The sequence below is a fragment of the Enterobacter sp. DC1 genome (assembly GCF_000568075.1).
GTDB classification, from domain to species: Bacteria; Pseudomonadota; Gammaproteobacteria; order Enterobacterales; family Enterobacteriaceae; genus Enterobacter; species Enterobacter asburiae.
The window spans coordinates 125143-150982 of sequence record NZ_AZUA01000004.1 but is presented as its reverse complement, the minus strand read 5'-3'; the positions used below and the strand labels follow the sequence as shown (position 1 = coordinate 150982).

23 protein-coding genes and 1 riboswitch are annotated in these 25840 nt (G+C 56.1%); of the genes, 9 read left to right on the top strand and 14 right to left on the bottom strand.

From position 1 onward, the window contains the following. Positions 1-52: 52 nt before the first annotated feature. From araD to araB, 3 genes are all read right to left on the bottom strand, one after another. Positions 53-748 (bottom strand): L-ribulose-5-phosphate 4-epimerase, encoded by a 696-nt coding sequence (gene araD, locus P346_RS07965; protein ID WP_032660728.1) that lies wholly within the window; start codon positions 746-748, stop codon positions 53-55. An 86-nt stretch (positions 749-834) separates the two neighbouring features. Further along, entirely contained in the window at positions 835-2337 is a 1503-nt protein-coding gene (gene araA, locus P346_RS07970; RefSeq protein WP_023310371.1) for an L-arabinose isomerase, read from the bottom strand. A gap of 10 nt (positions 2338-2347) precedes the next feature. Continuing rightward, the gene (gene araB / locus P346_RS07975) at positions 2348-4057 is read right to left on the bottom strand and encodes a ribulokinase (protein WP_032660725.1); all 1710 of its coding nucleotides are present in this window, start codon (positions 4055-4057) and stop codon (positions 2348-2350) included. Between the two features lie 337 nt (positions 4058-4394). Between araB and araC the strand changes: the two genes are divergently transcribed. After that, positions 4395-5240 (top strand): arabinose operon transcriptional regulator AraC, encoded by an 846-nt coding sequence (gene araC / locus P346_RS07980; protein ID WP_023310373.1) that lies wholly within the window; start codon positions 4395-4397, stop codon positions 5238-5240. A gap of 128 nt (positions 5241-5368) precedes the next feature. Beyond that, positions 5369-6136, top strand: a complete 768-nt coding sequence (locus P346_RS07985) for a DedA family protein (RefSeq protein ID WP_032660723.1) — start codon at positions 5369-5371, stop codon at positions 6134-6136. 43 nt (positions 6137-6179) lie between these two features. Here the strand turns inward: P346_RS07985 and thiQ are convergent, their stop codons facing one another. From thiQ to sgrR, 4 genes are all read right to left on the bottom strand, one after another. Beyond that, the gene (gene thiQ / locus P346_RS07990) at positions 6180-6881 is read right to left on the bottom strand and encodes a thiamine ABC transporter ATP-binding protein ThiQ (RefSeq protein WP_032660720.1); all 702 of its coding nucleotides are present in this window, start codon (positions 6879-6881) and stop codon (positions 6180-6182) included. Then, a complete protein-coding gene (thiP, locus tag P346_RS07995; protein ID WP_032660717.1) occupies positions 6865-8475 on the bottom strand; it encodes a thiamine/thiamine pyrophosphate ABC transporter permease ThiP in 1611 nt (536 codons plus the stop codon). The genes thiQ and thiP overlap by 17 nt, the downstream gene beginning before the upstream one ends. After that, complete coding sequence (gene thiB, locus P346_RS08000; protein ID WP_032660714.1) at positions 8451-9434, bottom strand: thiamine ABC transporter substrate binding subunit; 984 nt, start codon at positions 9432-9434, stop codon at positions 8451-8453. Before thiB ends, thiP begins: the two co-directional genes overlap by 25 nt. Positions 9435-9465: 31 nt before the next feature. Beyond that, positions 9466-9566, bottom strand: a riboswitch (TPP riboswitch). 36 nt (positions 9567-9602) lie between these two features. Continuing rightward, positions 9603-11258, bottom strand: coding sequence for an HTH-type transcriptional regulator SgrR (gene sgrR / locus P346_RS08005; protein ID WP_032660711.1), 1656 nt, complete (start codon positions 11256-11258; stop codon positions 9603-9605). A gap of 88 nt (positions 11259-11346) precedes the next feature. On the opposite strand from sgrR, the gene sgrT reads away from it, so the two are divergent. Both sgrT and P346_RS08015 read left to right on the top strand, forming a co-directional pair. Next, positions 11347-11499 carry a glucose uptake inhibitor SgrT gene (gene sgrT / locus P346_RS08010; protein ID WP_023334488.1) on the top strand — a complete coding sequence of 51 codons (153 nt, stop codon included), beginning with the start codon at positions 11347-11349 and terminating at the stop codon, positions 11497-11499. A 119-nt stretch (positions 11500-11618) separates the two neighbouring features. Further along, a complete protein-coding gene (locus tag P346_RS08015) occupies positions 11619-12797 on the top strand; it encodes a sugar efflux transporter (RefSeq protein ID WP_032660708.1) in 1179 nt (392 codons plus the stop codon). Between the two features lie 47 nt (positions 12798-12844). Here P346_RS08015 and P346_RS08020 read toward each other — a convergent pair whose 3' ends face one another. The 7 genes from P346_RS08020 to leuL all read right to left on the bottom strand — a co-directional run bounded on the left by P346_RS08020 (position 12845) and on the right by leuL (position 19445). Further along, positions 12845-13426, bottom strand: coding sequence for a cytochrome b/b6 domain-containing protein (locus P346_RS08020; protein WP_032660705.1), 582 nt, complete (start codon positions 13424-13426; stop codon positions 12845-12847). Between the two features lie 106 nt (positions 13427-13532). Beyond that, a complete protein-coding gene (locus P346_RS08025) occupies positions 13533-14423 on the bottom strand; it encodes a cation diffusion facilitator family transporter (RefSeq protein WP_032660703.1) in 891 nt (296 codons plus the stop codon). Between the two features lie 162 nt (positions 14424-14585). Then, positions 14586-15191 carry a 3-isopropylmalate dehydratase small subunit gene (gene leuD / locus P346_RS08030; protein WP_029741219.1) on the bottom strand — a complete coding sequence of 202 codons (606 nt, stop codon included), beginning with the start codon at positions 15189-15191 and terminating at the stop codon, positions 14586-14588. Positions 15192-15201: 10 nt separating this feature from the next. Next, entirely contained in the window at positions 15202-16602 is a 1401-nt protein-coding gene (gene leuC, locus P346_RS08035) for a 3-isopropylmalate dehydratase large subunit (protein ID WP_032660700.1), read from the bottom strand. A gap of 2 nt (positions 16603-16604) precedes the next feature. After that, positions 16605-17696, bottom strand: coding sequence for a 3-isopropylmalate dehydrogenase (leuB, locus tag P346_RS08040; RefSeq protein WP_023310385.1), 1092 nt, complete (start codon positions 17694-17696; stop codon positions 16605-16607). Further along, a complete protein-coding gene (gene leuA / locus P346_RS08045) occupies positions 17696-19267 on the bottom strand; it encodes a 2-isopropylmalate synthase (RefSeq protein WP_029741222.1) in 1572 nt (523 codons plus the stop codon). Before leuA ends, leuB begins: the two co-directional genes overlap by 1 nt. A gap of 91 nt (positions 19268-19358) precedes the next feature. Beyond that, positions 19359-19445, bottom strand: a complete 87-nt coding sequence (gene leuL / locus P346_RS23755; RefSeq protein ID WP_071786497.1) for a leu operon leader peptide — start codon at positions 19443-19445, stop codon at positions 19359-19361. A gap of 606 nt (positions 19446-20051) precedes the next feature. On the opposite strand from leuL, the gene leuO reads away from it, so the two are divergent. The 5 genes from leuO (at position 20052) to mraZ (ending at position 25839) form a co-directional block, all read left to right on the top strand. Next, positions 20052-20996, top strand: coding sequence for a transcriptional regulator LeuO (gene leuO / locus P346_RS08050; protein WP_032660988.1), 945 nt, complete (start codon positions 20052-20054; stop codon positions 20994-20996). Positions 20997-21376: 380 nt separating this feature from the next. Further along, complete coding sequence (gene ilvI / locus P346_RS08055; protein WP_032660697.1) at positions 21377-23101, top strand: acetolactate synthase 3 large subunit; 1725 nt, start codon at positions 21377-21379, stop codon at positions 23099-23101. A gap of 1 nt (position 23102) precedes the next feature. Beyond that, positions 23103-23594, top strand: coding sequence for an acetolactate synthase small subunit (gene ilvN / locus P346_RS08060; protein WP_008501994.1), 492 nt, complete (start codon positions 23103-23105; stop codon positions 23592-23594). Positions 23595-23773: 179 nt separating this feature from the next. Then, a complete protein-coding gene (cra, locus tag P346_RS08065; RefSeq protein WP_008501993.1) occupies positions 23774-24781 on the top strand; it encodes a catabolite repressor/activator in 1008 nt (335 codons plus the stop codon). Between the two features lie 599 nt (positions 24782-25380). Beyond that, positions 25381-25839: a division/cell wall cluster transcriptional repressor MraZ gene (mraZ, locus tag P346_RS08070; protein ID WP_021240528.1), complete on the top strand. Its 459-nt coding sequence runs from the start codon at positions 25381-25383 to the stop codon at positions 25837-25839. Position 25840 lies beyond the last annotated feature (1 nt).

The window sequence follows — 25840 nt, the reverse complement described above, 5'->3', positions numbered from 1 at the left end:
TTTATACAGTGTCTGTTTTGCCGGATGGCGCTGCGCTTATCCGGCCTACAGGCTACTGCCCGTAATACGCCTTCGCGCCGTGCTTGCGCAGGTAATGCTTATCCAGCAGGGTTTGCTGCATATCCGGCAGCTGCGGCGCCAGCTGGCGACAGAAGATCCCCATATAGGCGACCTCTTCCAGAACGATGGCGTTATGCACCGCGTCTTCTGCGTTTTTACCCCAGGCAAACGGGCCGTGGGAGTGCACCAGCACGCCGGGCATTTGCGCCGCGTCGATCCCCTGTTTTTCGAAGGTTTCGACAATCACGTTCCCCGTTTCCCACTCGTACTCACCGCCAATCTCCGCATCGGTCATCAGACGCGTGCAGGGAATGGTGCCGTAAAAGTAGTCCGCGTGGGTGGTGCCGGTCGCCGGGATGGACTGGCCCGCCTGCGCCCAGATGGTGGCGTGGCGCGAATGGGTATGCACGATGCCGCCGATGGTCGGGAATGACCGATACAGCAGGCGGTGAGTCGGCGTATCGGAGGACGGTTTTTTCTTACCTTCGACCACTTCGCCGGTCTCGAGGCTGACAACGACCATATCGTCTGCGGTCATCACCGTGTAATCCACGCCGGAAGGCTTAATCACGAACACGCCTTTTTCCCGGTCAACGGCGCTGACGTTGCCCCAGGTCAGGGTCACCAGATTATGTTTCGGCAGCGCCAGGTTGGCTTCGAGCACCTGACGTTTGAGATCGTCTAACATTGTTGTCTCCTGCCGGATGGCGCTTCGCTTATCCGGCCTACGGAACCGTAGGCCCGGTAAACGCAGCGTCACCGGGCATTCAGGGCTTAGCGTTTTGAACCGTAATAGACTTCGTTCCAGCGCAGCGCGTCTTTAAAGGCGGGCAGGCGGGTGTCGTTATCAATCACGGTCAGCTCGATGTCGTGCAGCTCGGCGAACTGACGCATGTCGTTCAGATCCAGCGCGTGGCTGAACACCGTGTGGTGCGCGCCGCCGGCCAGGATCCAGGCCTCTGAGGCGGTTGGCAGGTCAGGCTGTGCTTTCCACAGGGCGTTGGCGACCGGCAGTTTCGGCAGGGAGTGCGGCGTTTCTACCGCATCGACGCAGTTCACCAGCAGGCGGAAACGATCGCCCAGGTCGATCAGGCTGGCGTTGATGGCCGGGCCCGTACGGGTGTTGAAGATCAGACGCGCCGGATCGGCTTTACCGCCGATGCCGAGGTACTGCACGTCGAGGATCGGTTTCTCTTCGACGGCGATCGTCGGGCACACTTCCAGCATGTGGGAGCCGAGCACCAGGTCATTGCCGTTTTCGAAGTGGTAGGTGTAGTCCTCCATAAAGGAGGTGCCGCCCTGCAGACCGGTCGACATCACCTTCATGATGCGAAGCAGAGCGGCAGTTTTCCAGTCGCCTTCGCCCGCAAAGCCGTAGCCCTGCTGCATCAGACGCTGTACCGCCAGGCCCGGCAGCTGTTTCAGGCCGTGGAGGTCTTCAAAGGTGGTGGTAAAGGCGTGGAAGCCGCCCTGTTCCAGGAAGCGCTTCATGCCCAGCTCGATGCGCGCCGCGTCCAGCACGTTCTGGCGCTTGTCGCCGTTGATTTGTGCCGCAGGCGTCAGGCGGTAGCTGCTTTCGTACTCGTCCACCAGCGCGCTCACGTCGCCGTCGCTGATTTCATTCACCACCTGCACCAGGTCGCCCACGGCCCAGGTATTCACGGAGAAGCCGAACTTGATCTGTGCAGCGACTTTATCGCCGTCGGTGACCGCCACTTCACGCATGTTGTCGCCAAAACGCACCACTTTCAGGTGGCGGGTGTCCTGCTTAGAGACCGCCTGGCGCATCCAGGAGCCGATGCGCTGTTGCGCCTTGCCATCCTGCCAGTGGCCGGTGACCACCGCGTGCTGCTGGCGCATACGCGCGCCGATGAAGCCGAACTCGCGGCCGCCGTGCGCGGTCTGGTTCAGGTTCATAAAGTCCATGTCAATGCTGTCCCACGGCAGGGAAGCGTTGAACTGGGTATGGAACTGCAGCAGCGGTTTGTTGAGGATAGACAGGCCGTTGATCCACATTTTGGCGGGTGAGAAGGTGTGCAGCCACACCACCAGACCGGCGCATTTATCGTCGTAGTTGGCGTCGCGGCAGATGTGGGTAATTTCGTCCGGCGTCGTGCCCAGCGGTTTCAGCACCAGTTTGCACGGCAGTTTGGCTTCCGCGTTCAGCGCGTTAACCACGTGCTCCGCGTGTTTCGTCACCTGCTGCAGCGCTTCCGGTCCGTACAGATGCTGGCTGCCAATCACAAACCACACTTCATAGTTATTAAAAATGGTCATCATCGTGTCCTTAATGGGTCAGGGTTGCCGTAGTGTCCGCGGTGCTTTTGGCCGGGGCGGCGACAGGGAGATAGTGAAGTTCGGCGCTTTTTGCCCATTGCTGGTAGCGCTGATAAAGCTGTTCAAAGCGTTGTGCCTGCAGGGCGCGCGGCTGAAGGGTGTTTTCGACGGCGCTCGCCATATGCTGCTGCGCGGTCGGAATGTCGGCGTGAACGCCTGCGGCCACGGCGGCGAAAATCGCCGCGCCCAGCGCGCAGCACTGATCGGAGGCCACAATCTGCAGCGGACGGTTCAGCACGTCGCAGCAGGCCTGCATGATCACCGGGTTTTTACGGGCGATGCCGCCCAGCGCCATCACGTTGTTCACGTCGATGCCCTGCCCGGTGAAGCACTCCATAATGGCGCGGGCACCGAAGGCCGTTGCGGCAATCAGACCGCCGAACAGCGCAGGGGCGTCGGTCGCCAGGTTAAGATCCGCGATCGCCCCTTTCAGACGCTGGTTGGCAAACGGCGTGCGGCGGCCGTTAAACCAGTCCAGCACCACCGGCAGATGTTCGAGAGAAGGATTTTTTGCCCAGGCTTCGGTGAGCTGCGGCAGAAGCTGCTTTTTGCTCTCGGCGATCTGGGTTTTCAGTTCAGGATGCGCCGCCGCCAGCTGGTCCAGCGGCCAGCCGAGCACGCGACCAAACCAGGCGTAGATATCGCCAAACGCGGACTGACCCGCTTCCAGACCGATAAAGTCCGGCACCACGCTGCCGTCAACCTGGCCGCAGATGCCTTTCACCGCGCGGTCGCCGACGGTGGCTTTATCCGCCGTCAGGATGTCGCAGGTGGAGGTCCCGATGACTTTGACCAGCGTGTTTGGCTGTGCGCCCGCGCCCACGGCGCCCATATGGCAGTCAAAGGCGCCGCCGGAGATCGCCACGTTTTGCGGCAGGCCGAGGCGCGTCGCCCACTCTTCGCAGAGGGTGCCGACGGGAATATCGGCGGTGAAGGTGTCGGTAAACAGCGGGTACGTCAGGCTCTTGTTGAGGATCGGATCGAGCTCATCGAAGAACGCGGCCGGAGGCAGGCCGCCCCAGCTTTCGTGCCACAGGGATTTATGCCCGGCGCTGCAGCGGCCGCGGCGGATATCCTGCGGGCGGGTGGTGCCGGAGAGCAGGGCAGGCACCCAGTCGCACAGCTCAACCCATGACGCCGCAGCCTGTGCGACGGAGGCGTCGGCCCGGGTGACGTGGAGGATCTTGGCCCAGAACCATTCGCTGGAATAAATCCCGCCGATGTAGCGAGAGTAGTCTGTTTTGCCCGGCTGATGGCACAGGAGGGTGATGGCTTCGGCCTCTTCCACGGCGGTGTGGTCTTTCCACAGCACGAACATGGCGTTCGGGTTGTCGGCAAATTCCGGGCGCAGCGCCAGCACGCGGCCTTCGGCATCCACAGGGGCAGGCGTGGAGCCGGTGCTGTCGACGCCAATCCCGACAATCTCAGCCCGCTGGGCGTCGGTCAGTTCAGCCAGGACGGTTTTGATCGCCGCTTCCATCGACTCGATATAGTCACGCGGGTGGTGACGGAACTGGTTGTTAGGCGCATCGCAGTAGCGCCCCTCTTGCCAGCGCGGGTACCACTCAACGCTGGTTGCTATCTCCTGGCCGGACGTACAGTCCACTGCCAGCGCGCGAACCGAATCGCTGCCAAAATCGAGGCCAATCGCAATTGCCATGGTGTTGCTCCATCGAAAAAACAGGTATGGAAGAACATTAGAGACTGGGGACAAAAGTCGTCAGGCAGGATCCGCTAATCTTATGGACTAAATTGCTGTTACAACGGAAAGTGTGACGCCGTGCAAATATTCAATGTGGACATTTCTGCCGCACTTATAGACACTTTTGTTACTGGTTATCTGCCTGCTCTGGCGGAGAAATCAGGGGGAAAGGCTGAAACATGGCGGACGTAAAAGCGGCGTGATGCTTTTTGGATCTTTTCGCGGGCCATTTTTAAGCTGCTTTTAATGATATGGACAATTGGTTTCCTTCAGGACCCTTGGGAGAACTGAATCTATGGCCGAAACGCAAAACGATCCCCTGCTGCCGGGATACTCGTTTAACGCGCACCTTGTGGCGGGACTGACCCCTATCGAGGCTGAGGGATATCTCGACTTTTACGTCGACCGACCGCTCGGCATGAAAGGGTATATCCTCAACCTGACCGTGCGAGGGGAAGGGATCATCAAGAACGGCGACCAGCAGTTTGTCTGCCGTCCCGGCGATATCCTGCTGTTCCCGCCGGGGGAGATCCACCACTATGGCCGTCATCCCGATGCCAAAGAGTGGTATCACCAGTGGGTCTACTTCCGTCCGCGCGCCTACTGGCAGGAGTGGCTTTCCTGGCCCGCAATTTTTGCGCACACCGGTTTTTATCGCCCGGATGAGGTTCATCTGGCGCAGTTTCGCGAGCTTTTTGCGCAGATTATCGAGGCGGGACAGGCCGGTGGGCGTTACGCTGAACTGCTGGCGATTAACCTGCTCGAACAGCTGCTGCTGCGACGGATGGAGGCGATTAACGAGTCGCTTAACCCGCCGCTGGATAACCGCGTGCGCGACGCCTGCCAGTACATCAGCGACCACCTGGCCGATAGCCAGTTTGATATCGCGAGCGTTGCTCAGCACGTCTGCCTGTCGCCGTCGCGGCTGTCGCATCTTTTCCGCCAGCAGCTTGGCGTCAGCGTATTGAGCTGGCGTGAGGATCAGCGCATCAGCCAGGCAAAGCTGCTGCTCAGCACCACCCGGATGCCGATTGCCACCGTCGGACGCAACGTGGGCTTTGAGGATCAGCTCTATTTTTCTCGCGTGTTTAAGAAGTGCACCGGTGCCAGCCCGAGCGAATTCCGCGCGGGATGTGAATAAACGGTAAAAAAAGATAAACAAACAGGTGAATGCAGAAAGCAACCTGTAAACTATTCGGACAATTGTTGCCTTGACGCGGTGCGGGGCGCTAAGCAGAATCGCTGATTCGTTTTCTGACCGGAATAGTTATGCAGGCATTGCTGGAACACTTTATTACCCAGTCCGTTATGTACTCGCTCATCGCCGTGGCGCTGGTGGCGTTTCTGGAATCGCTGGCGCTGGTTGGGCTGATCCTGCCCGGCACCGTGATGATGGCAGGGCTTGGGGCGCTGATTGGCAGCGGCGAGGTTAATTTCTGGCAGGCGTGGCTGGCCGGGATTATCGGCTGCCTGCTCGGCGACTGGATCTCCTTCTGGCTGGGCTGGCGCTTTAAGAAGCCCCTGCACCGCTGGTCGTTTATGAAAAAGAACAAAGCCCTGCTGGATAAAACCGAGCATGCGCTGCATCAGCACAGCATGTTTACCATCCTCGTTGGCCGCTTTGTCGGGCCAACGCGTCCGCTGGTGCCGATGGTGGCGGGAATGCTGGATCTGCCCGTCGCGAAATTCGTGGTGCCGAACATCATCGGCTGCGTCTTCTGGCCGCCGTTCTACTTCCTGCCGGGGATCCTCGCGGGCGCTGCCATCGATATTCCTGACGGTATGCAAAGCGGTGAGTTTAAGTGGCTGCTGCTGGGTACGGCTGTGCTGCTGTGGCTGGCGGCATGGCTCTGCTGGCGGCTGTGGCGCAGCGGGAAAGCGAATATCGATCGCCTGACGCGCTATCTTCCGCGTACTCGCCTGCTCTGGCTGGCCCCGCTGACGCTGGGCGTTGCTGTGGTAGCCCTGGTCGCGCTGATTCGTCACCCGCTGATGCCGGTGTATGGTGAGATCCTGTTGAAGGTGGTGAGCCGTTAAGGTTTATTCCCTCTCCCTGTGGGAGAGGGCCAGGGTGAGGGCATCAGACCGCACGAATGCCCAACAGTGAAGACGCCCCCGCCTTACCGCTCAGCAGTTCTTCTGTTTTTCCATCCCACAAAATACGCCCTTCGGCAATCACCACCGATCGCGGGGCGATGCGGGCAGCATCCTCAATACTGTGTGAAACCATCAGCATCGTCAGCTGCTGGCGCTGACAGACATCCTGCACCAGCGCCAGCATCTCCTGGCGCAGCGCGGGATCGAGCGCCGAGAACGGCTCATCCAGCAGCAGGATCGGTTGCTCGCGCACCAGGCATCGCGCCAGCGCCACGCGCTGGCGCTGGCCGCCGGAAAGCTCGCCCGGCAGCCTGTCGATGAACTCGTTGAGCCCCATCTGGGCGGCAATGATCTCCAGCTTCTGGCGCTGGGCATCGTTCAGCCTGAGTCCCGGATGCATTCCCAGCGCGATGTTTTGCCGCACCGTCAGGTGGGTAAACAGGTTGTTTTCCTGAAACAGCATTGAGACCGGACGTTTTGCGGGCGGCGTGTGGGTATGATCTTGATTATTAATGACGATCGCACCGCTTGCCGGCTGCAGAAAACCCGCAATCAGATTAAGCAGCGTGCTTTTTCCCGCGCCGCTTGGACCAAGCACGGCGATCATCTCCCCCTGGCGCACGGAGAGCGTGAAGCGCATCGGCAGATGCTGGTAAAGCCAGGTTACATCATTCAGTTTTAACATCACGCCCCGGAAGTTTTTCGATAACGGTAAATAAGGCAAAGCACAGCAGCAGCAGCAACAGCGCGGTGACCGCGCCGTCCTGACTGCGATAAGAGCCGATCTGCTGATAGAGCCAGTATGGCAGCGTGCGGAAATCGTCATTGCCGAAAAGCGCGACAACCCCAAAATCCCCAATCGACAGCACGCAGGCAAACGCCAGCGCCTGCGCCAGCGGGCGTTTTAGCGCGCGGAGTTCGACCACCTTCAGCCGCTGCCAGCCCTGCATGCCCAGCGACTGGCACAGCAAACCGTAGCGGCTGTTGACGTCGCGCATCGGGTTTTCCAGCACTTTGAGCGCGTAAGGGATAGCCATCAGGGCGTTGGTGAAAATCACGATGCCATCGGCCCTTTCCGGCAGGCCGACGGTGCTATTGAACAGTAAAAAGAAGCCCGTCGCCAGCACGATGCCCGGCATCGCCAGAATCAGCATGCCCGTCAGCTCCAGCGCCTGTCCGGCCTTTTGGGCCTGCCGGGCATAGAGTTCGCGGCTGCTCCACAGCAGCATCATGGTCAGCATGACGCACAGTAACCCTGCCGCCAGCGCAATACGCAGCGAGGTCCAGGTTGCCTGCCAGAGGACGGGCTGTTGCAGAACGGACATGAGATTGAGGTTCAGTCCGTCAACGATAACGGCCATCAGCGGCGGCAGCAGAAGCAGGAGCGCCAGCGCAATCAGGATAAAATCGGTGACGCGGCTGTGCAGGCTGTCCTGCGGGTCGCGCCAGCCGGTTATTTGATTACTGCCAGGGGGAATGGCTTTACTCAGCCGCTGGCTCAACAGCACCAGCACAAGGCAGCACGCCATCTGCACCATCGCCAGCAGCGCGGCGCGACCGGGATCGTAGTCGTAGCTCAGCGCCTGGTAAATCGCCAGCTCAATGGTGGTGGCCTGCGGCCCGCCGCCGAGCGACAGCACGGTGGCAAAACTGGCAAAGCAGAGCATGAAGATTAACGCCGCGACGGGCGGGATCTGGCGGCGCAGCCACGGCCATTCGACAAAGCGGAAGAACGACACGCCGCGCATGCCGAGCTGGGCAGCAATCTGGCGCTGTTCGCCGGGAATATTCTCCAGCGCCTGCAAGAAGAGGCGCGTTGCCATCGGCATATTGAAAAAGACGTGCGCCAGCAGAATGCCCTGCAGGCCGTAAGGAGAGAATGACCATTCCAGACCAAGCTGGCCGAACAGCGAAGCCAGCCAGCCCTGACGACCATAAACGCTCAGAATACCAAACACCGCCACCAGCACGGGCAGGATCAGCGTCATGGCGCACAGGCGCAGCAGTGCCAGCCTGCCGGGGAAACGCCGCCGATACAGGGCGCGCGCCAGGAAAATAGCCGGGAGCACCGACAGCAGGGCTGAAAGAGACGCCTGCCAGAAGGAGAACCGGATAACGTGCCAGAGGTAGCTGTCGTGCCAGAGGGCGAGCAGGTCGCTCTCTGGCGCGTTGAACCACAGTGCAAGAAAAGCCCCCAGGCTGACCACTACCATCACTGTGGCGGCGAGCAGCCCGGGAAGTAACCAGCCGGGAATCAACGGCTGACGGCGCGTTGCCATTCACTTACCCATGCTGCACGCTGCGCGGCGACCTGCTGCGGCGTAAACTCCAGCGAGGTGTTTGGTTTGGTCAACTGCTCGAAACCTGCGGGCAGGGTAACGTTAGTGACCGGATACATCCAGTTACCAGCCGGGATGGCATTCTGGAACCCCGGTGAAACCATAAACTTCAGGAACTTCTCGGCCAGCTCCGGCTGTTTGCTGGCGGCGGTACGCGCGGCGACTTCCACCTGCAGATAGTGCCCTTCAGCAAAATCAGCGGCAGCATAGTTATCTTTCTTCTCGGCGATAATGTGATAGGCCGGAGAGGTGGTGTAGCTCAGCACCAGGTCGCTTTCGCCTTTCAGGAACAGGCCATAGGCTTCGCTCCAGCCCTTGGTCACGGTGACGGTTTTGGCGGCCAGTTTCTGCCACGCTTCCGGCGCTTTATCCCCGTAGACTTTTTGCATCCACAGCAGCAGGCCCAGGCCCGGCGTGCTGGTGCGCGGATCTCCATAAATCACGCGCCATTTCTGGTCACTTTCCACCAGCTCTTTCAGGCTCTTCGGCGGGTTTTTCAGCTTATTTTTGTCATAAACAAAAGCAAAGTAGCCATAGTCGAACGGCACAAAGGTGTCGTTTTTCCAGCCGCCCGGCACGTTAACGGCCTCTGACGCTACGCCGCTTTTGGCAAACAGTTTGGTTTGCGAGGCGGCTTCCAGCAGGTTGTTATCTAGCCCGAGCACCACGTCAGCCTTGCTGTTTTTCCCTTCCATGCGCAGACGGTTGAGCAGCGAAACGCCATCTTCCAGCGCCACGAACTTCAGCTCGCAGTTGCAGTCCGCTTCAAAGGCTTTTTTAACCACCGGGCCAGGGCCCCAGTCGGCAGAGAAGGAGTCATAGGTGTAGACCGTCAGGACGGGCTTGGCAAAAGCAGGCAGCGCAAACAGCGCCAGCAGGGGGAGAACTTTTTTTAACACTTTGCACCTCAAAGTTGAGTGGCAAAGGATTTTGAGCAACAGCCTCAAATCCCTTCGCCGGCGTTATCCGGATCAGGTTCGACGGGTATTATCTCAGCGCACATCTGTGATGCAGCACCCCGTTGAGAACGGCGCTATTGTAATGATTTGGTGAATATTACGAAAGCGTTATGGCTCCGGCGGCGCAAACCAGGCGGATTTAAAATCAAACCAGCCCAGGGTATTCATCCGCAGGCCGCGCATGCTGCGCTGGCCCTGGATCATTAGCCAGTGGTGGATCAACGGTACGATCGCCTGCTCGGCCAGCAGCTGCTGGCACCACGCTGCAAGATTCATTTCGCCCGCGCGCCACAGGGCGGCATCCTGCTGCCAGTCACGGTCGATGCAGTGCTGGATCAGCGGGACTTCATACAAATGCGAGAAAAGGGAAAAATCGAGCGGCAGGGTAAAGTTGGCGCTGTTGAGCCAGATATCGCTGGCTATCTCCCCCTGATGCCATTCGTCATAGTCCACTTCCCTGACCTCTAACTTGACCCCCTCGGCTGCCAGCAGCCGGGTCATGATTCTGGCGATAAAACGATGCTCCACGTGCTCGCGGTAGTAGGTCAGGGTGATGGACTCCAGCCCCGCGGGTTTGTCGCAGTGCACCGGGCGGGCGTGGTGCCAGCGCGGAAGCAGGCCGTACGCCGGGAACCAGTATGTCTGGTACTGCTCTTCCGCATGGTAAATCAGATTGGAAGGGGACAAAACGTGGCTGATCCACCTGCGGACAGCCTGGTTTGCCCCTCGGTGGGTGCGGCGGTCAAAGAGGAGATAGTAGCATCCCTCCTCGAGGCGACTCTCCACGGCCTTTTCTCCCGTGGTGGGCCCTTCAAGCGTCAGCCCGCAGCTCAGGTCTTCATTGAGATCCGGTAATACCCAGACGTTCACCTCGTCGATGAGCGCCCGATAGCCAAAGTAGTCATCAAACGCGCGGATTTTCAGCTGGTTGCTGTTATTGCGGGACACGGAGTAAGGCCCGGTGCCAATCGGCAGGCTGGCAAAATTGTTCATTGATTCCCACTCGCCGGGCAAAATCATCGACGGCACGTAGCCCAGCAGCCAGGGAAGCCACTTATCCTGCTGCGACAGCTCGATATCCAGCGTCCAGGCCGTGGGCGAGTGGACGCGGGAGATATGCGAATAGAGCGGTAGCTTGCGGGCACGTTCCAGAGAGGCGATGACGTCGTGCATTTCCAGCTCGCGGCCGTGGTGAAAGTGGATGCCGGGGCGTAAAAAGAAGCGCCAGTGAAACGGGGAAAGCTGCTGCCAGTGGTGCGCGATATCCGCTTCCAGTTCCCCGTTTTCCTCATTTATGCGCGTCAGGCCGCTGAAGATTTGCCGGGCCATATGGGTTTCTGAGCGGCGTAAGGCCGTGCCGGGCAACAGATTTTTCATCGGACGGTAGTAGAGCACCCGCAGAATGTGTCGGCCCTGACGAAAGCTGCGTCCGAGATGGGAAACCAGCATCTGGCGCACGGCGGCTTTGTCGCCCACCAGCTGGACCAGCTGATCGATGCGGTCCTGCTCCAGCAGGTCTTCCGCGCGCTGCTGCTGCAGCGCCAGCCCGGTATAGAGAAAGGTCAGCCGCGAGCGTTTGCCGCGTCCCGCCTCCGCTTCCCAGCTTAACCAACCCTGCTGCTGCATGGTGTTGAGCAGCGTGCGCATATGGCGGCGGGAGCAGCTAAGCAGATCAGCCAGCTCGTTGAGCGTGGTCTCCTGCGATTGCCCCTCGCAGCACTGCCAGAGGCGGATAAACTGTTGTTGCAGACGACCGGATGGCATAAAAGGGGAACTCCTGACAAAAAACCAGCAATTTATTTATCCCTATATTAGGCCAATAATTCTCCTCGATGAAGCGAGGAGGTAAATTATGAAGAGGTCTACCGCACGTCAGTTTTATCAGCAGTACTTTTCAGCGACAAAGGGATCGTCCTGGCTGGCCCGCCGGTGTGCAGAGCAACGGCTGAAAACGTTAGAAGAATTGATGCAGTGGGACGTTACAACACCGACCTCTTCCCGCTAACTCGCCTCGATCATGTGTGACTGAGTATTGGTGCTTATCACCCGCCAGCAAAATGTTTTTGCTGGCTTTTTTCGTTTACTATTCACCCAATTTCGATTCGCTTTCACAAGGACTTGCGCATGCTGTGGTTGATGACGATGGGGCGACGCCTGAACGGCGTGTATGCCGCTTTTATGCTGGTGGCCTTTATGATGGGCGTGGCGGGGGCGCTGCAGGCGCCGACGCTGAGCCTGTTTCTCAGCCGCGAGGTGGGGGCACAGCCGTTTTGGGTCGGCCTGTTTTATACCGTCAACGCCATTGCCGGGATCCTGGTCAGCCTCGCGCTGGCGAAGCGATCGGACAGTCAGGGCGATCGCCGCAGGCTGATCCTCTTTTGCTGCGCCATGGCCGTTGGCAACGCGCTGCTCTTTGCCTTTAACCGTCATTATCTGACGCTCATTACCTGCGGCGTGCTGCTGGCGTCGCTGGCGAACACCGCCATGCCGCAGCTGTTCGCGCTGGCCCGTGAATATGCGGATAACTCGGCGCGTGAAGTGGTGATGTTCAGCTCGGTGATGCGCGCCCAGCTTTCGCTGGCGTGGGTCATAGGCCCGCCGCTGGCCTTCATGCTGGCGTTGAACTACGGCTTTACCACCATGTTTTCCATCGCCGCCGGGATTTTTGTCATCAGCCTGGTATTGATTGCCTTCGCGCTGCCGTCCGTGGCGCGCGTCGAACAGGCGACGGATAAACCTGTCACCGAGGTGAGCGGCTGGCAGGACAAAAACGTCCGCATGCTGTTTATTGCCTCCACGCTGATGTGGACCTGCAACACCATGTATATCATCGATATGCCGCTGTGGATCAGCAGCGATCTGGGTTTACCGGACAAACTCGCGGGGATCTTAATGGGGACCGCTGCCGGGCTGGAAATTCCGGCAATGATTCTGGCGGGTTACTACGTTAAGCGCTTTGGAAAGCGTCGGATGATGATCGTCGCCGTGGCGGCCGGGGTGCTGTTCTACGCGGGGCTGATCCTTTTCCATTCGCGGGAAGCGTTGCTGGCGCTGCAGCTGTTTAACGCCGTGTTTATCGGGATTGTTGCCGGGATCGGCATGCTCTGGTTTCAGGATCTCATGCCCGGTCGTGCAGGCTCGGCGACCACGCTTTTTACCAACAGCATTTCAACCGGGGTGATTCTGGCGGGCGTGATTCAGGGGGCGCTGGCGCAAAGCTACGGGCATGCGTCTGTCTACTGGATGATTGCGGCGCTATCCGTCGTGACGCTTCTGCTGACCTGCCGCGTAAAAGACGTGTGATTGGTTCAATGAAACGGAGCCCGGAAATGCCGGGCTCTGCGAACCGTTTACTCTGAATACTGATATTTACGCTGCGCGCGTAGCGTCAGGTACATATGGACGAGGCCCATGAAGCCGTGTGCCCAGAAATATGTCTCAATAAAGACCGTCAGGAATTTATGCAAATCTAAGGCGGATTCCGTGACGGACGAAACCGGCCCGAGCGTGGCGTTCAGCACGAACCAGGCCGCGCCGCAGAGTGCAACGCCCAGCAGCGCCAGCACGCCCAGGCCTTGCACCGTTGCCGCCATGCCGCCGGCATGCGCGTCAGGAAGCTGACGCTGCGTGAGGGTGCGAATATCGTCAACGATTCCGCGAAAATCCAGCGCCAGCCAGGCGAAGTAATACTTAAATCCGCGCTGGGTTAACATCCATGCCATCATGGCAATGCCACAAAAAATTAAACCAAATCCGGAGATAACATGGATCCAGGTGACGATTCCGTTCAGTCCGGATTCGTGGAGGGCTTCACTTTCGGTGAAATTAGAATTGATAATCTGGGCCAGGACCAGTACGGCCACGAGAATGTGTAGTATTCGAAGAAAAGGCGTTTCTTTATGGGGAAGCGTATCGCGTAATGTTGGGTTCATCGCTTTTTACCTCAATAATGAGAGTGCTGATACGATGCAGTGTGACGCAGATTAATTAACGAAACCTTAACGATCGGTTGCGTCACACTGTATTTATGCGTTTCGATTAGTGGACTGGATCAATATGCGTCATCACGTTTAGCACGTTGAATTTTTGCATCACATTATTTCTGGCATTCACGGCAATCTGATGTCCTTCTTTTACGCTTAATTCGCCGTTTACTTCCAGATGAACATCGATAAGGGCTAAATCGCCCATCTTGCGGGTTTTTAAATCATGGAGTCCGGTGACACCCTCGGTTGAGAGAAGACAGGTTTTGATGTCGTGCTCCAGCTCGGGTTCAAGCGAACGGTCCATCAGATCGTGCAGGGCATCGGCAGAGAATTTGTAGCCCATATGGGCGATGAATACTCCGACAATCAGGGCCGCAATCAGGTCCATCGCGTGAAAACCCACTAAATTCCCGGCAATGCCGATGGCGACAACCACTGACGACGCTGCGTCAGAACGGGCATGCCATGCATTGGCTATCAGCAGCGAGGACTGAATACGTTTTCCCGTGGCAAACATGTATCGGAACAGGCTTTCCTTCACCACCAGCGCCAGTAACGCCACCCACAACGCGGCCCCTTTCACCAGCTGATGCGTCTCGGGATGAAGCAGTTTATTGCCTGCGGACCAGAGCATCCCGACCCCCACAAGCAGCAGAATAGCGCCAATAATAAGCTTTGCGCCGTTTTCGAAACGCAGATGACCGTAATGGTGGTCGATATCAGAAGCTTTCTGACTCTTTTTATTCGCAACCAGAACGACAAAGTCGGAGGATAAATCGGAAAGAGAATGAATCCCATCAGCAATTAAACCTTGCGAGCCGGAAAATATTCCTGCAAGTATCTGAAAGGCGGTGAGTAAACTATTTATTATCACGCTTACTAATGTGCATTTATGTATTTCACGAGAACGGATATGAGACTCATTGCCATTTTTCTTTTCCATGATTATTTCCGCTGCCAGCTGATTGAACGGTTATTCTGCGCAGGGAACATTAAATTGACATTAAATATTACGTCATTATTGGCTGGGTTTAGGGAGTATTTACAGAAAGAAGTAGGTATCGGGATAAAACGCGGCCTGCAGAATGGACTGCAGGCCGGAGGGTTATTTCATAAATGCAGGTTGTTTGTTTTCGTAAGTGGCAATCGCCGCTTCGTGCTGGAGAGTTAAACCAATGCTGTCCAGACCGTTCAGCATGCAGTGACGGCGGAAGGCATCAATGCTGAAGCTGTAGGTCTTATCACCGGCTTTCACCACTTCGGCTTCCAGATCCACTTCAAACGAAATGCCCGGATTCGCCTTAACCAGCGCGAACAGCTCATCGACCTGTTCATCGCTCAGCGTCACCGGCAGAAGCTGATTGTTGAAGCTGTTGCCGTAGAAGATATCCGCGAAGCTAGGGGCAATGACCACTTTAAAGCCGTAGTCGGTGAGCGCCCACGGCGCGTGTTCACGGGATGAGCCGCAGCCAAAGTTTTCGCGTGCCAGCAAAATGGAGGCACCTTTGTATTCCGGGAAGTTCAGAACGAATTCCGGATTAGGCACTTCGCCCTTATCGTCCAGGAAACGCCAGTCGTTAAACAGATGTGCGCCGAAACCGGTACGCGTTACTTTCTGCAGAAACTGTTTAGGAATAATAGCGTCAGTATCGACGTTAGCGGCGTCCAGCGGGACAACACGGCCCGTATGTTGGGTAAATTTCTCTGCCATGATTGTCTCCTTATTTCAGGCTGCGAATATCGGCGAAATGGCCGGTGACTGCCGCAGCGGCGGCCATTGCCGGGCTGACCAGATGGGTGCGCCCACCGCGGCCCTGACGACCTTCAAAGTTACGGTTGCTGGTAGAGGCGCAGCGCTCACCCGGATTCAGGCGATCGTTGTTCATGGCCAGACACATGGAGCAGCCGGGCAGGCGCCACTCGAAGCCCGCTTCGATAAAGATCTTATCCAGACCTTCGGCTTCCGCCTGGGCTTTCACCGGACCGGAGCCAGGAACCACCAGCGCCTGCACGCCCGGTGCCACTTTGCGGCCTTTGGCAATCTCGGCGGCGGCACGCAAATCTTCGATACGGGAGTTGGTGCAGGAACCGATAAAGACCTTATCAATGGTTACGTCGGTCAACGGCACGCCGGGCTTCAGCCCCATATAGGCCAGCGCTTTTTCCGCACTGGCGCGCTCGACCGGATCGGCGAAGGAGGCCGGATCGGGAATGGCGTCATTGACGGAAATCACCTGGCCCGGGTTGGTGCCCCAGGTCACCTGAGGCGCAATCTCTTCTGCCTGCAGCGTGACGACGGTATCAAACGTTGCCCCGTCGTCGGTTTTCAGGGTTTTCCAGTACGCTACCGCGTCGTCAAAATCCTGACCTTTCGGCGCGTGCAGACGACCCTTCACGTAGTTGAAGGTGGTGTCGTCCGGCGCGACCAGACCGGCTTTGGCGCCCATCTCAATGGCCATATTGCACAGGGTCATGCGACCCTCCATGCTCAGCGCCTGGATGGCTTCCCCGCAGAACTCAACGACGTGACCGGTGCCGCCCGCGCTGCCGGTTTTACCGATGATGGCCAGCACGATGTCTTTAGCGGTAATACCCGGTGCGGCTTTACCCTTCACTTCAATCTTCATCGTTTTGGCGCGGCCCTGCTTCAGGGTCTGCGTCGCCAGAACGTGTTCAACTTCAGAGGTGCCAATCCCGAACGCCAGGGCGCCAAACGCGCCGTGGGTCGCGGTATGGGAGTCCCCGCAGACGATGGTCATGCCCGGCAGGGTGATCCCTTGCTCAGGCCCCATCACGTGGACGATGCCCTGATACGGATGGTTCAGGTCGTACAGCTCAACGCCAAACTCGCTGCAGTTCTTAATCAGCTCCTGCATCTGGATACGGGCCATCTCACCCGAGGCATTAATGTCTTTGGTCTGGGTGGAAACGTTGTGATCCATCGTCGCGAAGGTTTTACCCGGCTGACGTACCGGACGCTTGTGCGCCCGCAGGCCGTCAAATGCCTGAGGAGAGGTCACTTCGTGTACCAGATGACGGTCAATGTACAGCAGCGGGGTTTCGTTTGGTGCCTCGTACACAACGTGCGCATCAAACAACTTTTCATATAAAGTCTTAGCCATGATTACACCCCTTCAGCGACATAGCGGGCAATAATGTCGCCCATTTCATCGGTACTGACTGCCGCCGTGCCGCGCGCTAAATCGCCGGTACGGACGCCTTCTTCTAACGCCCGGTTAATGGCGTTTTCAATTGCGGTTGCCGCATCGCCTGCATCCAGGCTGTAGCGCAGCAGCAGGGCCAGGGAGAGGATCTGCGCAATCGGGTTGGCAATGTTTTTGCCTGCGATATCCGGCGCGGAACCGCCCGCAGGCTCGTACAGGCCAAAGCCTTCTTCATTCAGGCTGGCAGAGGGCAGCATGCCCATGGAGCCGGTGATCATCGCGCACTCGTCAGAGAGGATATCGCCGAACAGGTTGGAGCACAGCAGCACGTCAAACTGGGACGGATCCTTAATCAGCTGCATGGTGGCGTTGTCGATGTACATGTGCGACAGCGCGACGTCCGGGTACTGCTTAGCCACTTCGCTGACGATCTCGCGCCACAAAATGGAAGACTGCAGCACGTTCGCTTTATCAATAGAGGTCACCTTGTGGCGGCGTTTGCGCGCCGACTCGAACGCGATGTGGGCGATACGTTCTATTTCGAAACGGTGATACACCTCGGTGTCGAACGCTTTCTCGTGTTGTCCGCTGCCTTCGCGGCCTTTTGGCTGACCGAAGTAGATCCCGCCGGTCAGTTCACGCACGCACAGAATGTCGAAGCCGTTGGCAGCGATATCCGCGCGCAGCGGGCAGAACTCTTCCAGACCCTGATACAGCTTCGCCGGACGCAGGTTGCTGAACAGCTTGAAATGTTTACGCAGCGGCAGCAGCGCGCCGCGCTCTGGCTGCTCTGCCGGCGGCAGGTGTTCCCATTTTGGACCACCGACGGAACCAAACAGCACGGCATCGGCATTTTCACAGCCTTCCACGGTCGCTTTCGGCAGCGGCGTACCGTGGTTATCAATCGCAATACCGCCCACGTCGTAGTGGCTGGTGGTGATTTTCATCGCAAAACGCGCGCGAACGGCTTCCAGTACTTTCAGCGCCTGTGCCATCACTTCCGGACCAATACCGTCGCCCGGCAACACAGCAATATGGTAATTCTTCGACATTACACGGTTTCCTTGTTGTTCTCTTTATTCTGAGCTTTGCGTTGCAACTCTTTTTCGACTTCGGCGGCGCGCCAGATGTTGTTCAACACGTGCACCATCGCTTTCGCGGAGGACTCAACGATATCGGTCGCCAGGCCCACGCCATGGAAGCGGCGGCCATTGTGGGTAACAACTATGTCGACCTGACCCAGTGCATCTTTGCCGTGGCCCTTGGCCGTCAGGTCATATTTCACCAGCTCAACGTCGTACTCGGTGACGCGATTAATCGCCTGGTAGATGGCATCGACAGGGCCGTTACCGTTAGCGGCCTCTGCTTTAATTTCATCCCCGCACGCCAGTTTGACCGAGGCGGTGGCGATGTCGCTGGAGCCGGACTGCACGTTGAAGTAATCCAGACGGAAGTGCTCCGGCTCTTCCTGCTGCTTGTTAATAAAGGCCAGCGCCTCCAGGTCATAGTCGAACACCTGACCTTTTTTGTCGGCCAGCTTCAGGAAGGCGTCGTACAGCTGATCCATGTTGTAATCGCTGTCCTTGTAACCCATCTCTTCCATACGGTGCTTAACCGCCGCGCGGCCGGAACGGGAGGTCAGGTTCAGCTGTACCTGATTCAGGCCGATGGATTCCGGGGTCATGATTTCGTAGTTTTCACGATTCTTCAGGACGCCATCCTGGTGAATACCGGAGGAGTGCGCGAAGGCGCCGGTGCCGACAATCGCTTTGTTGGCCGGAATCGGCATGTTGCAAATCTGGCTGACGGTCTGGCTGGTGCGCCAGATTTCGTTGTGATTGATGCGGGTGTGCACGTCCATAATGTCTTTGCGCACTTTGATCGCCATGATCACTTCTTCCAGCGAACAGTTGCCCGCGCGTTCGCCGATACCGTTCATCGCGCCTTCTACCTGACGCGCGCCAGCGTGGACGGCGGCGATGGCATTGCCTACGGCCAGACCCAAATCATCGTGGGTGTGGACGGAGATAATTGCTTTATCAATATTTGGCACGCGGTCATACAGGCCGGTGATGATGTTGGAGAACTCAAACGGCATGGTGTAGCCGACGGTGTCCGGGATGTTGATGGTTTTCGCGCCCGCGTTGATGGCGGCTTCCACAACGCGCGCCAGGTCTTCGATTGGCGTACGGCCCGCATCTTCACAGGAGAATTCAACGTCATCGGTGTAGTTGCGTGCGCGCTTAACCATGTAAACCGCGCGCTCAATCACCTCATCCAGCGTGCTGCGCAATTTGGTTGCGATGTGCATGGGCGAGGTGGCAATAAAGGTGTGGATACGGAACGCTTCGGCGACCTTCAGCGACTCGGCGGCGACGTCGATGTCTTTCTCTACGCAGCGCGCCAGGGCACAGACGCGGCTGTTTTTAATGGTGCGCGCAATGGTCTGTACGGATTCGAAATCACCCGGGGAAGAGACAGGGAAACCGACCTCCATCACGTCGACACCCATACGTTCGAGAGCCAGCGCGATCTGCAGTTTCTCTTTTACACTCAGGCTTGCCTGTAATGCCTGTTCACCGTCACGTAAAGTAGTATCGAAAATAATGACTTGCTGGCTCATGGGTTAGGTCCTTGTCAGTCTTAGGGCGCCTTGCTACGAGCATAAAAAAACCCGCGCAGTGGCGCGGGTTTTTAGTCTTACTGGTGACGATTCAACGCTGAATTTCGCCCGCCAGTCTACCGCGCACAGTGGATGCGTTTAGTAGTAGTAGACCGGTGAAACGAATGGTGCGTGTCATGAATCGTGCTCCGTTAAATTCAATATGCTTTTAGTGGTACTGGATACGGCTGTTCATGTCAACCCCTGAGGATGAAAACGGGTCCGACAGACGGAATCAACAGGATATTCACTTTAGCTAATTGTGCTGGTTTTAGCTTTTCCGACCCGAGTAATTGTCTAATTTTGGACTTAAGAAAAGAGTTGCAGAAACAATTAAATATAATTGTTTAAAAATGAGTGAAACGTGTTGAAGAGGATGCTTTGTGCTTAAAGAGTTTGGATATCATTAAGTTATAAATGCAGTGAATCTATTTCTGAGTGCTGAAAAACGAACAGAGATAACAGGTTGTTAACTAACTGTAGGGGGATAGCAATAACAGTTTAATCATGCTTAAGTCATCATTAATCTGATGGCAATTGTATATTTGTTTGGTTTATGGTTTCATTCAGATCCTAAAGTCAAACATATCATTTTCGCTCATTAACTTTCGTTAATATAGAGTCTTTATATATTCCGAATTTTAAATAATTCTCTTTCGCTGATCGTATTTGCATGATAAATCATATTTTTCGAGATTATTACAGTACGTTGGCAAAGGAGTGTAGCGTGACAGTGGAGTCAGAAGTGCCAGAAAATAATATTAAACAGTCTCAAGCTCTTGATGGGATTAAACCGCAGTTACGCACGGTGGATCTGAATCTTCTGACGGTGTTTGATGCGGTCATGCAGGAACAGAATATCACCCGCGCGGCTCAAGCGTTGGGGATGTCACAACCTGCGGTGAGTAATGCCGTTGCCAGACTTAAACTTATGTTTAACGACGAATTATTTGTTCGCTACGGGAGGGGGATCCAGCCTACGGCACGCGCATTCCAGCTATTCGGCTCCATCCGCCAGGCGTTGCAACTGGTCCAAAATGAGCTGCCGGGATCGGGCTTTGAACCTTTAAGCAGCGAGCGCGTATTTCATCTTTGTGTCTGCAGCCCATTAGATAATTATTTAACGTCGATTATCTATAATAAAGTTGAAGAGATAGCACCAAATATCCATCTTGTTTTTAAATCATCCCTGAATCAAAACACGGAGCATCAGTTACGCTATCAGGAGATCGAATTCGTTCTGGGATATGAAGAGTTCCGTCGTCCGGAATTTTCCTGCGTGCCGCTGTTTAAAGATGAAATGGTTCTGGTCGCCAGTAAAAAACACCCGCGCCTGAATTCTCCGCTGCGAGAAAATGATGTTTATAACGAGCAGCACGCCGTTGTTGCGCTCGACAGATATGCTTCCTTTAGCCTGCCGTGGTATGACACTGCGGATAAACAGGCGAGCGTGGCTTATCAGGGCATGGCCATGGTCAGCGTATTAAACGTGGTTTCCCAGACTCAGCTGGTGGCAATTGCGCCGCGCTGGCTGGCAGAAGAGTTTTCTGATCCTTTAAATCTGCAAATTTTGCCTCTGCCGCTTAAGCTAAATAGCCGTACCTGTTATCTTTCCTGGCATGAAGCGGCGGGTCGGGATAAAGGACATCAGTGGATGGAAGAGTTGCTGGTTGGCATCTGCCGCCGGTAAACGCATCAGGATAAATCGCATCGGTTTATGTGATTTATCCTGAGTTTTTTTAGATAATTGATATTTTGTTCTGTGAAGGTTTTTTTCGGGCAGCTCTCCGGAGCGCAAAAATAGATGATTTCCTGCATTGTCGCGGTTTTCAGCGATGATTTATCACCCCATCCTCTATTCCCAGAGGAATTAACCATATCTTCTGATAACGGCTGCTTTTTCTGCTTTACGCACCGTTTATCTCACCGGGTTTGCTAATTGCCTGCCTTATAACGAGCGGTTAAGGTAAAGAACACTCTGCAAAATATAAGATTGGTTTATCCCAATCGTAAGACGGTGCGGAAATGAATTCGGCAGTCCGTCTGTAACAAAATGCCTGGAGGCAAAGCATGGAGATGTTGTCTGGCGCGGAAATGGTCGTTCGGTCGCTGATCGATCAGGGCGTAAAGCAAGTGTTCGGCTACCCTGGCGGTGCGGTCCTCGATATTTATGATGCGCTGCATACGGTTGGGGGCATTGACCATGTTCTGGTACGTCACGAGCAGGCGGCGGTACACATGGCTGACGGCCTGGCACGTGCGACGGGTGAAGTGGGCGTGGTATTAGTCACGTCCGGCCCCGGCGCGACAAACGCCATTACCGGCATTGCGACGGCCTATATGGACTCTATCCCGCTGGTGATCCTCTCCGGGCAGGTGGCAACCTCACTGATTGGCTACGATGCGTTTCAGGAGTGCGACATGGTCGGGATTTCGCGTCCCGTTGTGAAGCACAGCTTCCTGGTCAAGCAGACAGAAGACATTCCCGGCATACTTAAAAAAGCTTTCTGGCTGGCGGCGAGCGGACGCCCGGGACCGGTGGTGGTCGATCTGCCTAAAGATATTCTCAACCCGGCAAACAAGCTGCCCTATGTCTGGCCGGAATCGGTCAGCATGCGCTCTTATAACCCCACAACGCAGGGGCATAAAGGTCAGATCAAGCGAGCGTTGCAAACGCTTCTGGCCGCCAAAAAACCGGTGGTCTATGTCGGTGGCGGGGCGATCAACTCTGCCTGCGAAGTTCAGCTTCGTGAACTGATTGAAAAGCTTAACCTTCCCGTTGCGTCGTCGCTGATGGGGCTGGGGGCGTTCCCTGCCACCCATCGTCAGGCGCTGGGGATGCTGGGTATGCACGGTACCTATGAAGCCAACATGACAATGCATCATTCCGATGTGATCTTTGCCGTAGGCGTGCGCTTTGACGATCGCACCACCAACAACCTGGCGAAGTATTGTCCGAACGCCACCGTGCTGCACATTGATATCGACCCAACGTCAATTTCAAAAACGGTGTCGGCTGATGTGCCGATCGTCGGCGATGCCCGTCAGGTTCTGGAGCAAATGCTGGACCTGCTGGCCCAGGAGAGTGCAACCCAGCCGCTGGATGAGATCCGCGACTGGTGGCAGCAGATTGAACAGTGGCGCGCGCGTCAGTGCCTGAAATATGACACGCAAAGTGAAAACATTAAGCCGCAGGCGGTCATTGAAGCGGTGTGGCGACTGACGAAAGGTGAGGCGTACGTAACCTCAGACGTGGGGCAGCATCAGATGTTTGCCGCTCTGTATTACCCGTTTGATAAACCGCGACACTGGATCAACTCAGGTGGTTTAGGAACCATGGGCTTTGGTCTGCCTGCCGCGCTGGGCGTGAAGCTGGCGCTGCCGAATGAAACCGTCGTCTGCGTGACGGGAGATGGCAGTATTCAGATGAACATTCAGGAGCTGTCTACCGCGCTGCAATATGAACTGCCGGTACTGGTGCTGAACCTGAATAACGGGTATCTCGGTATGGTGAAGCAGTGGCAGGATATGATCTACTCTGGCCGCCACTCTCAGTCCTACATGAAATCGCTGCCGGATTTTGTTCGTCTTGCTGAAGCTTACGGCCATGTAGGCATGCGGGTGACCGATCCGGCCGAGCTGGAAACGAAGCTCGCAGAAGCGCTTGAGCACGTTAAAAACAACCGCCTCGTCTTTATGGATGTGATTGTTGATGGAACCGAGCACGTTTATCCAATGCATATTCGTGGTGGTGGTATGGATGAAATGTGGTTAAGCAAAACGGAGAGAACCTGATATGCGCCGGATATTATCTGTTTTACTGGAAAACGAGTCTGGCGCACTGTCGCGCGTCATTGGCCTTTTTGCGCAGCGCGGCTATAACATTGAAAGCCTGACCGTTGCTCCTACGGAAGACCCGACGCTGTCGCGCATGACGATCCAAACCGTCGGCGATGCCAAAGTACTTGAGCAAATTGAAAAACAGCTGCATAAGCTGGTCGACGTACTGCGCGTGAGCGAGCTGGGGCAGGGGGCCTACGTTGAACGTGAGGTCATGCTGGTGAAAATCCAGGCCAGCGGCTACGGGCGTGAGGAAGTCAAACGTAATGCGGATATTTTCCGCGGACAGATTATCGACGTCACGCCTTCTCTTTATACGGTTCAGCTGGTCGGGACAAGCGACAAGCTGGATGCTTTCCTGGCGTCCGTGCGGGACGTCGCAAAAATTGTCGAGGTGGCGAGATCGGGTGTAGTAGGTCTGTCACGCGGCGAGAAAATCATGCGTTAGTTGTCAAAAAGGTTCGCCTCTTTCTGCCCGGTCACCAAAGCCGGGCTTTTTTTTGCGTAATCAGCCGACAACGCAGATAAAAGCGGTTGCCGCGAAGGCTTTTCTGCGTTTAGATGTTAAAAGATTTAACCATAACCTTGACAGGGCCATGGACTCTTTTCTTTTTTTAAGGGGCAATTGTGAAACTGGATGAAATCGCCCGGCTAGCCGGCGTGTCACGAACAACGGCCAGCTATGTGATTAACGGTAAAGCAAAGCAGTACCGTGTCAGCGACAAGACCGTTGAAAAAGTTATGGCGGTGGTTCGTGAGCATAACTACCATCCGAATGCTGTCGCAGCCGGTCTACGTGCCGGGCGTACCCGCTCTATTGGTCTGGTGATCCCAGACCTGGAAAACACCAGCTATACCCGTATCGCCAACTATCTTGAACGTCAGGCGCGCCAGCGCGGCTATCAACTGCTGATTGCCTGCTCGGAAGACCAGCCCGACAACGAGATGCGCTGCATCGAGCATCTGCTCCAGCGCCAGGTGGATGCCATCATCGTGTCGACCTCCTTGCCGCCAGAGCATCCGTTCTACCAGCGCTGGGCGAACGACCCGTTCCCAATCGTTGCGCTGGATCGCGCGCTCGATCGCGAGCATTTCACCAGCGTCGTAGGTGCGGATCAGGATGATGCAGAAATGCTGGCCGCAGAGCTGAGAACATTCCCCGCTGAAACAGTGCTGTATCTTGGCGCGTTGCCCGAGCTTTCCGTGAGCTTCCTGCGCGAGCAGGGATTCAGAACCGCCTGGAAAGACGACCCGCGCGAGGTTCACTACCTCTATGCCAATAGCTACGAGCGCGAAGCCGCGGCACAGCTGTTCGAAAAATGGCTGGAAACGCACCCGATGCCTCAGGCGCTGTTCACCACGTCGTTCGCGCTGTTGCAGGGCGTCATGGATGTGACCTTACGCCGTGAAGGTAAACTGCCTTCCGACCTGGCGATTGCCACGTTCGGGGATAACGAGCTGCTCGACTTCCTCCAGTGCCCGGTGCTGGCGGTAGCACAGCGTCACCGCGATGTGGCTGAACGCGTGCTGGAGATTGTGCTGGCAAGCCTGGATGAGCCGCGCAAGCCGAAGCCGGGCCTGACGCGGATCAAACGTAATCTCTACCATCGCGGAATTTTAAGCCGCCAAAAATGAAATGACCGGGGCGGCGAAATCTGCCCCATTTTGTTGCGATAATTCGTGCGCATAATTCCCGGAGAGAAATTAGGATAATTCTTGAGAGATCGTAATTACCTATTTTCTTAATTCATTCTGGCTTTTAAATTGGTCCTTTAAAGAACGTCTGGGCGATTTTAAACAGCTATCTTTGTATTAATTTGTTACAAACCCTCTTCGGCCGATGAATATTCAGACGTTTTTCCTCCTCCTTTGCCAGCTTACGTGGCAACCGCCGCGCTTACCGGGTGCCCGAGTGAATCTGGCGCTGTTATCCCCTGAGAATCTGTCATAAAATGCTGCCCGCGTCGCAAACTGACACTTTATATTTATCTGCGATGATATTGAGTGAGCTTTAACGCTAGTGTGCATATTCGGTTTTTTTCTTACAAATATTCATAACGTTAATTTTGCCTCGCCAGTTGTGCAGTTATTAACCAGGACTGTTTATCTCTGTAAATAGAGGGCTTTCGGGTCCTTATAGGGAGAGTCCTGGCTTGACAAGCTTTTCCCTCGCTCCGTAAACTCCTTTAGGTGGGAATTTGTGGGTTAAAGTGGTGAGGAGGGGTGAGACTGGCATGTTCCGTGGAGCTACGTTAGTCAATCTCGACAGCAAAGGGCGTTTATCGGTACCAACCCGATACCGCGACCAGCTGATTGAGAACGCTGCGGGTCAAATGGTTTGCACCATTGACATTAACTCCCCCTGCCTGCTGCTTTACCCCTTGCCTGAATGGGAAATTATTGAGCAAAAGCTGTCGCGACTGTCGAGCATGAACCCGCAGGAACGCCGCGTGCAGCGGCTGTTATTGGGACATGCCAGTGAATGTCAGATGGATAACGCAGGGCGATTACTGATTGCCCCTGTGTTGCGGCAACATGCCGGTCTGACCAAAGAAGTGATGCTGGTCGGGCAGTTCAACAAGTTTGAACTGTGGGATGAAACGACCTGGTATCAACAGGTCAAGGAAGATATCGACGCTGAGCAGTCTGATTCCGCGACATTATCGGAACGGCTGCAGGACTTGTCTCTATAAA